The following is a 7,140-nucleotide window of genomic DNA, read 5'->3' on the forward strand; positions in this document are numbered from 1 at the left end:
CCCGCGCGACAATTACGTGAGCCTTAGTACCAAGGCTTATCGGCATCACGCGGGATTGATGGACGAGAAGTTTCAGCTTCTGGAGCAGGTTTTTCAGAACCACCACCAGGTTGACGCGGTGATTCACTATGAAGATCTGGTGGCGCGCGATCCTGCGGTAATGAAGGTTCTGGCGGGGCTCGGATGGCCGCTAGCCGAGGAGTATTTTCACTTTCGCCGCTCTTATGATGATTTGCTCAGCAGTCTTTGGGCCGCCGAACCATCGTTGCAAGAGGAAATGGGCGTGGTGTTCGGCAATGCCCGGGGGGGCGAACTCACCGCGCGCTTTCGCGATAAGCCGTGGGACGCTGCGCTGGAAGCGCGGGTTGAGGCGCTCTGCCCCACGCTCCTGGCCCATTATCGCGCCCGGCCCGCGCCTTAATCCCGATCAATCCGCGCGGCAAAGCAGCCGTATTTAGCGTAATGGGCGTGGAGATAGGCCACGTGAGGGGCCGCCAGCAGCCTAAGGATGGCTGCATCCGCCTCGGCCCCCGCCACCAGATCGGCTTCGACGATCAAATGCGCGGCGTTATAGGCCCGTAAGGATAGCGTGCGGCGGCGCATAACATCGGGGACCTGATCGATAAATTCGGCAGCTTTCTGCGCCCCTTCCCGCACAAAAATGGCGTGCCGGCCGTGGTAGGGCGTGTTTTCCGGTTGATAGGTATGGTTCAACAGCAGCAGGCTTTCGCCCTGGGCGGCGTCGCGCAGTTCAATGCGGTCCGGGTAGCCGGGGCTCACCTCGGCGATACGGCGCAGAACGCCTTGCTCCGCCAAAGCCGCATCCGACAAACCATAGAGCGCAAGATAAGGTTCGGGCGATAGCCCCGCAATTTGAAAGCCCATGACACTCTCCTCTGGTCATTAGAGGCCCTCACTGTGCGATTATTTAGCGGTGTCCCGCCTTCCGGTTCTTGCGGTTTGGTTGAGGGGCGGCGATCAGCCGCCGTGATCGCCCCCCAGATAAAGCACAATGTTCCCGCGCTTATGGCCGCTATCGGCCCGTTCGTAGGCATCGCGGATACTTGAGAGAGGGAAGCTTTCCCCCAGTAGCGGCCGGTAACTTTTGTTTGTGTAAAGATCGATCAACCGTGCGACCGCGTGAGGGGTCTCCTTGACAACGCCCGCACAAATCCGCCGGTTGCCCTTTCGCTGCGGCCTGAGCAGCGCGCCGAGCATTTGCCCGAGCGTTGCCGTTACGAGACCCAACCGTCCAGCAGGGGCCAGCCGGTCCAGGGCATTGGGCAAGGTGCCCGGCACGTCCAAGATCACGTCGTATAGATCGGACCCGGTATTGAGGCGGTAATCGCGGGCGTCATCGGCCCCCAAGGTCCGCGCCAGAGCAAGATTATCAGCGCCGGTTAAGGCGGTGATCTGGGCACCCTGCATGCGGGCAATCTGCACCGCCGCCGATCCGACGGCCCCGGTCGCGCCGACAATCAAAATCCGCTCGCCGGGGTGCAGTCGGCACTGATCCAGCAAGAAATCCGCTGCCGTTAACCCGCCGAAGAAAAAGGCCGCCGCTTCGGTCGCCGAAAGCTCTTCGGGGCGGTGACGGATAAGGCCACTGGCCTTGACGGCAATCAATTCGGCGTGGGCCCCGAGGCGCATGCCGTCGGTAATGCCAAAGACGGTATCGCCCTCGTTGAACGTGGTGACGCCCGCGCCAAGAGCCACGATCCGCCCCGCATATTCGCGGCCCAAGATAGGCCGACGCGGGGCCGTAACGCCAAAGACGAGCCGGATGAAGGGACCCATTCCGGCCGGCGCGCGCGCTGACCGGATTCGGGCGTCCCCCGACGTAAGGCCCGCCGCTTCCACCTGCACCAGCACGTCACCGGCATTGGGCACGGGATCGGGCCAATCCTGAACGTTCACAACGGAAGGCGGGCCATAGCGCCGGTAGAGGGCAGCTTTCATGGGAATGTCTCACTTGGAGGCGGGGGGAGATTAAGAACAAATCAGCTTTTCCCGTCCCGAAAAGCGGAAACGAAGACGATTTAAAAAATAACGATCTCGGGCTTCACGATCATCAGGTAAAAAATCCCGATCATTGCCAGAAAAGCGGGCCAGCCGAGCAGGAACCAAAGCCTTGCGAATTTGGCGTACAGTGCAGGCAGCGGCGTCGCCGTCGCCGCTGCTGTGGCAGCCATGGACTGCATCTGGATTTGCAGCCAAACGACAGGCAACCAACAGGCCCCTGTGACAAGATACAGGAATATTGCTAAGGCCAACCAGCCTTCCGTGAGCGAAAACCCGGCGTGCAGCGCAAGCCATACCCCGGTGACGGGTTGGATGATGGCGGCGGGTGTCGTAAAAATCCAATCGGCGAGCACGACATTGCGGTTCACGACCCGCATCGCGTCGAGATTGCGGCTGCGCCCTGCCATCCAGCCCTGAAAGGCGGTCCCAAGGCCGGTGCCGAACAGCACCGTTGAACTCAGCACGTGAAGGAGTTTCACCAGCAGATAACTATCCACGCTTGCTCTCCAGCGCCATCATCACCAGGGTTGCCGCCGCGACCGGTAGGTTTTTGGAAATCGCACCCAAAGGGTGCAGCCATAATTCCGGCATGAAGAGTGTCACGAGCCCGGTATAGGCCGCCATCAGCGCGAGTTGTGCCGCGCCCACCCAAGGCACCCGCCAACCGACGACCAGCAGAACGCCCAACAGCAGATCGAGCCCGCCGCCACCGAGAATAAGCGCCCGGCCCATTGCCTCCGGCAGTCCGAGCGGGGCGACCAGCGCGAGACTATCTGCCATCGGATACAGCGCCAGTGAAACGATGCCAGTCCAAATCCACAGAAACGCTAAGGGCAGCCGTAGCAGGCGGGATAAGCTTCTATCGGTCAATCCCTGCACCTTGCTCGTCCCCTTTTGGCGTTCTTGGTTCCTATTTGAATGTTCTTTCTTCGTTTTGCAGAAAAGCCGGTTTGAGGCAAGACAAGTCGGCCTCGGCACCCTATCTAGAGGAAAGAATTTTTCGCCCAAGGGAGGCAGGCATGCGGTTGAGAGTGATCGGACTAATGGTCGTGGCGGCTTTGGCGTCGGGAGCGGCGTCGGCCCAATCGGCGAAAGCCCCGCCAGGCGGCACCAATATTTCCGTGGTGGGGCTCGAAGATTCGCTCAGCAAGCTTCAGGGGATGAAAACCCGTAACGCCGCCCAAGCCGTGCTGTTCTTGCAGCTTATGAAAGGCGTCGGCAAAAAGGGCACCTCGGCGGATGGCCGCAGCCAATATGATTACCGCATCGATGTGACCGATACGGGCGGGGTACTGGTCAATGGTATCGATATCGCGCCGATCCTGAATGCCGCCAATGGGGTGAAATAGCCCTCTTGATTCACGCTTGACGGGCGCTTATCTCGGGCTCGCCGTACCGCCATAAGAAGAAAGGACCCTGCCATGACTGTCGAAACCTTGAGCGAAACTGTGGTTGCACCCGTTGCCGAAACGGGGGGCGAAACCCTCGCGTTCCAAGCCGAAGTCAGCCGCCTGCTCGATATCGTCGCCCATGCGCTCTATAGCGAGCGGGAAGTGTTTCTGCGCGAGTTGATCTCGAACGCCGCCGACGCTTGCGACAAGCACCGCTATTTGGCACTCACGGAACCCGATAAGGCCGGCCGGCAACTCGACTATGCGGTGACGCTGATTCCCGATGCCGAGGCAAAAACGCTGACCATCCGCGATACCGGCATTGGCATGGACCGCACCGATCTGGTGGAGAACCTCGGCACGATTGCGCGTTCCGGCACGGGCAAGTTTCTGGAAAAGCTGGAAGGCGACGCCAAGAAGGATTTCTCGCTCATCGGCCAGTTCGGCGTCGGCTTCTATTCGGCCTTCATGGTGGCGGATAAGGTGCGCGTGGTCAGCCGCAAGGTCGGGGCCGAAAAAGCCTTTTCCTGGGAGTCGGACGGGCGCGGTAGCTTTACCGTTGCGGAGGCGGAACAAGAAGATCGCGGCACCAGCATCACGCTGTTCTTGAAGGACGATGCCGCCGAGTTTTTCGACGAATGGCGCTTAAAGGCCATCGTGCGTCGCTATTCCGACCATATCGCCCTGCCGATCAAGCTGAAAACCGCCGAGGGCGAGGAGACGATCAACGCGGCTTCCGCCCTGTGGACGCGCTCGAAAAACGAAGTGACGGAAGAGCAAACGAAGGCTTTTTACGAAAGCCTGACCTACGACAGTACCGACCCGTTTGCGACTTTGCATATTAAGGCCGAAGGCGCGCTGGAATATTCGGCGCTGCTCTATCTGCCCGGCAAACGCCCGCCCGATCTCTTCACCGCCGACCGCCAAAGCCGGGTGAAGCTCTATGTGCGCCGGGTGTTCATCACCGACGAGTGCAAGGACCTCATGCCCACGTGGCTGCGCTTCGTCCAAGGCGTCGTCGATTCCGCCGATTTGCCGCTGAACGTCAGCCGCGAGATGCTGCAAAACAACCCGGTGGTGCGCAAAATCCGCTCCGGCCTCGTGAAGAAAATCATCTCTGAATTAGAGAAAAAAGCGAAGGCTGAAGAGGGCCGTTCCGCTTACGAAACCTTCTGGGAAGCCTTCGGCCCCGTCCTCAAGGAAGGGCTGTATGAGGATTTCGAGAACCGCCAAGCCCTGCTGGGTCTTGCCCGCTTCCGCTCCTCCACCGAAAGCGGCTGGGTGAGCCTCGCCGAGTATGTTGGCCGCCTGAAGCCGGGCCAAAAGGCGATCTATACCGCGTCCGGTGAAAGCGTCGAGACGATTGCCGCCAGCCCGCACCTGGAAGGTTTTCGGGCGAAGGGCGTCGAAGTGCTCTATCTCACCGATCCGATTGATGAATTTTGGTTGCCGATGATCGGCACCTTCGAGGAAAAGCCGTTCCAATCGATCACGCGCGGCGCCGCCGACCTAGGCGAGATCACCGCCGAGGGCGAGGACAAACCCGCCCCCACCCCGGAAACCACGCCCGACCTCGCCGCCCTGATCGAGCGGCTCAAATCGGTCTATGGCGACACGGTGAAAGACGTTCGGGTTTCGCAACGGTTGACCGATAGCGCAGTTTGTTTGGTGGCCGACGCGGGCGATGTCGATCTTCACTTGGAAAAACTCCTGCGCGCCCATCAGCGCCTGGAGCAAGACGCCAAGCGCGTGCTGGAAATCAACCCCACCCACCCGGTCATCACCAAACTGACCACTACCCCCCAGGATGCCCCCTTGGACGATGCCGCCTGGTTGCTGCTCGACCAAGCCCATATCCTCGAAGGCTCCCCGGTCCGCGACCCGCGCGCCTTTGCCCGGCGGTTGGAGAGTGTGCTGGGGCGGTAAGGTTTCGCTGACGCGATGCAGGAGGCGCTGCCTCCTGCACCTCCGGCCAAGGGGCTTGCCCCTTGGCGATCCCAGAATAAGCCGATTTAGTGAGAATGTAGGATTTTGGGATGAGCCACAGCCCTTACCCCCTGACGTTTGAACCGCTCTCAGAGGCGGACGGCGGGGGCTATTTGGTTGCTGCTCGATCGATCCTATATCCTCAAAAGTTCCCGGACCCGCGATCTGTGCGCCTTTATCCAGCGGTTGGGGGTGGTTATTGCAACTTGAAGAAATTATGTTAATATTAGAAAAACTCGGAGTAGGTAGAATGATCGATCTAAATCAGAACTCTCTAGTCAGGCTTAAAACCAAGGTAGCTGAGTCGGCTAAGGACATAGTTTTTTGCGTTGGTTCTGGGGTTAGCTCGGAGGCGGGTGCGCCTAGTTGGGGGCAATTATTTAACCTACTTGCCGACGAAGCGTTCGCGCAATTGAAAAATATTGTAGATGTAAGTGCTGATAAAGATGAGGCGGAATTAATTTATTTAAGAGAAACGAAGAATTTCTGGAAAGGATTCGAAAGGATAAAAAATATTATTGGGGACGATCATTATTATAGGGCAATTAAAGAAGAGTTTGATAAATTTATAAATGTTGAACCTCCAAAAATTCTTAAAAGAATATGGTCTCTGAAAGGTGTAAACGCCGTTATTACGCCTAATGTAGATAATTTTGTATTAGATGCTCATAGGAAGACTAGGCCGGCTCAAAATTACATAGCTCATTTTAATTCTCTCGGTGTTAAGGATAGATTGCATCTGATTCGAAATTCGGAACCTTTTATTTTTCATATGCATGGAAACTTCGATCAAGCTAGTAGTCTTGTGTTTTCAGAAAGTGATTTATCTAGATTGTTTGGTAATAAATCTTATATTGAATTTATGAAAGGTGTTTTCTTAAGGTATTCTGTAATTTTTATTGGCGTTACTGCTGATGATAGAGCGTTTGATGAAATTCTTCTTCGTGTACGGGAGGCGGGTATATCATTCGCGGATCATTATTGGATAACAACTAGGCGAGACATGAATACCCATAATTGGTCTGTAAAATATGGGATAAAAGGAATTTATTACGATCCGATTTTTGATTCCTCAGGGAAGGCGGTGCATTTCGATGCATTAAACACAATATTTGATGAGATTGAAGGGTTTAAGTCTTATGACGTTGATCCAGAGATAATAATTCCGAGTGATATTCCGGAGTCGCCCGTCATTCCCAGCGACGATCTTATGAGGATGCCTAGCAACAATGACAGAAGATTGGCGTTAGCTGGCATGGCAAAGTCGATCCTTATAAATAGTGAAGAAAATACTCAATCTCCTGAGTATCGTAAATTTGTTCGAGATTATGCTTTGCCCATTCATACAGCATGGTTTATCTCAAATGAGTATCCTGAAAATGATTTTATGGGATATAAAGTGGAAAAGAAGGAGGTTGATGGAAAGTTTTCTAATATTTGGATCGTGAGCCAGAAAGGTCAGAGATATGCATTAAAAATGTTAAAACAAGAAAATATTCAAGATTCTATTTATTTGGATAGTTTTAGGCGTGGCGTCCAATCATTAAGGTATTTATCTAATAATGGTGTTGATGAATCCGTGAGGCTTGTGAGTGCGTATGAAATTCCCGCATCTTTAATTATGGAGTATATTGATGGTATTAATCTTGAGGATTTGGTTCGGAAGCGAGAGTTTGATTTTTGGGGTAGTGGTCTTCCAATTGTGATTTCTATAGCGAAGCATTTACTGAAATGTCACAAT

At 55.3% G+C, this 7,140-nt stretch carries 8 protein-coding genes; 4 read left to right on the forward strand and 4 right to left on the reverse strand.

Translation table 11 applies throughout. The annotated features are described in order from the left end of the window. On the forward strand, window positions 1–421 hold a 421-nt coding region (locus ACIQ36_RS16830), incomplete at its 5' end, for a hypothetical protein (RefSeq protein WP_395831431.1). Here ACIQ36_RS16830 and ACIQ36_RS16835 read toward each other — a convergent pair. The 4 genes from ACIQ36_RS16835 to ACIQ36_RS16850 form a co-directional block, all read right to left on the reverse strand. Then, window positions 418–885 (reverse strand): DUF1203 domain-containing protein, encoded by a 468-nt coding sequence (locus ACIQ36_RS16835; protein WP_395831433.1) that lies wholly within the window; start codon window positions 883–885, stop codon window positions 418–420. The genes ACIQ36_RS16830 and ACIQ36_RS16835 overlap by 4 nt on opposite strands. Before the next feature lie 93 nt (window positions 886–978). Next, on the reverse strand, window positions 979–1,959 hold the full coding sequence (locus tag ACIQ36_RS16840; protein WP_395831435.1) for an NAD(P)-dependent alcohol dehydrogenase: 981 nt from the start codon (window positions 1,957–1,959) through the stop codon (window positions 979–981). An 80-nt stretch (window positions 1,960–2,039) separates the two neighbouring features. Beyond that, entirely contained in the window at window positions 2,040–2,519 is a 480-nt protein-coding gene (locus tag ACIQ36_RS16845) for a DUF2269 family protein (protein ID WP_395831437.1), read from the reverse strand. Further along, window positions 2,512–2,892 carry a DoxX-like family protein gene (locus ACIQ36_RS16850; protein ID WP_395831439.1) on the reverse strand — a complete coding sequence of 127 codons (381 nt, stop codon included), beginning with the start codon at window positions 2,890–2,892 and terminating at the stop codon, window positions 2,512–2,514. The genes ACIQ36_RS16845 and ACIQ36_RS16850 overlap by 8 nt, the downstream gene beginning before the upstream one ends. A gap of 149 nt (window positions 2,893–3,041) precedes the next feature. Here ACIQ36_RS16850 and ACIQ36_RS16855 point away from each other — a divergent pair, with 149 nt between their 5' ends. From ACIQ36_RS16855 to ACIQ36_RS16865, 3 genes are all read left to right on the forward strand, one after another. Further along, entirely contained in the window at window positions 3,042–3,371 is a 330-nt protein-coding gene (locus ACIQ36_RS16855) for a hypothetical protein (protein ID WP_395831441.1), read from the forward strand. A 72-nt stretch (window positions 3,372–3,443) separates the two neighbouring features. After that, on the forward strand, window positions 3,444–5,339 hold the full coding sequence (gene htpG / locus ACIQ36_RS16860; RefSeq protein ID WP_395831443.1) for a molecular chaperone HtpG: 1,896 nt from the start codon (window positions 3,444–3,446) through the stop codon (window positions 5,337–5,339). Between the two features lie 310 nt (window positions 5,340–5,649). Then, the coding region (locus tag ACIQ36_RS16865) for an SIR2 family protein (protein WP_395831445.1) at window positions 5,650–7,140 on the forward strand (1,491 nt) is incomplete at its 3' end.

It is taken from the genome of Elstera sp., assembly GCF_044372965.1.
Lineage (GTDB): Bacteria > Pseudomonadota > Alphaproteobacteria > Elsterales > Elsteraceae > Elstera.